The sequence below is a fragment of the Corynebacterium sp. c25Ua_89 genome (assembly GCF_047459735.1).
Lineage (GTDB): Bacteria > Actinomycetota > Actinomycetes > Mycobacteriales > Mycobacteriaceae > Corynebacterium > Corynebacterium simulans.
Map to the genome: position 1 here is coordinate 1 of NZ_JASBOD010000012.1, position 1,438 is coordinate 1,438.

Genomic DNA, 1,438 nt, shown 5'->3' on the forward strand with positions numbered 1-1,438 from the left:
AGAGCGTGTCAAGTTGTTTGTGTGTGGGGCTTGGTTTCTAGAGGTATTGGTCGAAGCGGTCTGGGTAGGCCACGGCCATTTGGTTGATGGCTTGTTTCCACCCGGAAACCTTTCCGCCTTCAACGAGCCGGCTAGCTGAAGCGGCGGCTCGTTTACCTTCTTTAGCGCGTTTAGCTGCGCGTTTGTCTTCGATATTGCAGATCATCAACCACAGAGTCTTCAACGCGGACTCATCATTGGTGAACTGCACCCGGTTACGAGTGGCTTTACGCAGCTCATTGTTAAACGACTCAATCGAATTCGTGGTGTAGATGACCTTGCGGGCTGCCGGCGGGAACTGCAAAAACGGTACGAATCGTTCCCACGCGTCTTGCCAGACCTTGACGGATCTGGGGTATTTCTCGCCCAGCTCAGAGTCTGCGAATTCTGCCAGTGCTGCTGCAGCAGTAGATTCATCAGGGGCTGAGTAGACCTTCTTCAGTGCTGCGGACACGGCCTTGCGGTCGCCGTAGGCCACCCATCGGTTGGCAGCACGAATCAGGTGCACGATACAGGTTTGCACCATCGATCCTGGCCAGGTTGCCTCCACTGCCTCAGGTAGGCCTTTGAGCCCGTCACAGCAGACAATGAAGACGTCTTTGACCCCACGATTCGACAGGTTAGAGCACACCTGCGCCCAAAAGGATGCTCCTTCCTCTTTGGCGATCCATAGTCCCAGGATGTGTTTAATTCCTTCGATGTCCACGCCGATGGCCATATAGGCGCTCTTGTTGACTACGCGTCCACCGTCACGGACTTTGATGCGCAATGCGTCGAGGAAGATGACGGGGTAGAACTCGTCGAGCTGGCGGTTTTGCCACACCAGTACCTCATCAAGGATGGCGTCAGTGACAGCTGAAATCGTCTCATGGGAGATATCCACCCGCATGGCGGTGGCCATATGGTGCTGAATATCTCGCACAGTCATTCCACCGGCGTACAAGCTGACAATCATGTCATCAACATCAGTCAAACGCCTAGAGCCTTTGGGAACCATGGTGGGAAGAAACGTCCCAGCCCTATCTCGTGGGATGTCTACGGTAACCGGCCCGTAATTGGAATCAACCGTCTTCGGGTAGGTGCCATTGCGGTGATTATCAGTCCCAGCTGCCGCTTTAGCGTCCCGATCACCGGATTGATAGCCGAGGTGGGCATCCATCTCAGCATTAAGCCCTCGGGTAATCGAGGCTTGCAACATGCCGCGCACCAAGTCATTGGCATCCGAGGTGGAAGTGCCCAATTCGTCGATCAGCTTCGCGATTTCAGGGTTAGCAAGAAGCTTTTTCTCAATTGCATCAATCTTGGCCTTATCAGCCGGGTCTCGTCGTGCCACAGTAGTCATTCTGGCTTATCTCCTTATGCGGGATGGATTCCCACACACAAACCATCAGACACTCTC

Annotated in this window: 1 protein-coding gene; it reads right to left on the minus strand. The window is 54.2% G+C overall.

From position 1 onward, the window contains the following. Nucleotides 1–37 precede the first annotated feature (37 nt). Nucleotides 38–1,381 carry an IS256 family transposase gene (locus QKB66_RS11925; RefSeq protein WP_062042232.1) on the minus strand — a complete coding sequence of 448 codons (1,344 nt, stop codon included), beginning with the start codon at nt 1,379–1,381 and terminating at the stop codon, nt 38–40. Nucleotides 1,382–1,438 lie beyond the last annotated feature (57 nt).

Excerpts from the sequence above, each read along its gene's own strand:
- QKB66_RS11925 (WP_062042232.1), bottom strand. The coding sequence starts at position 1,381 with ATGACTACTGTGGCACGACGAGACCCGGCTGATAAGGCCAAGATTGAT.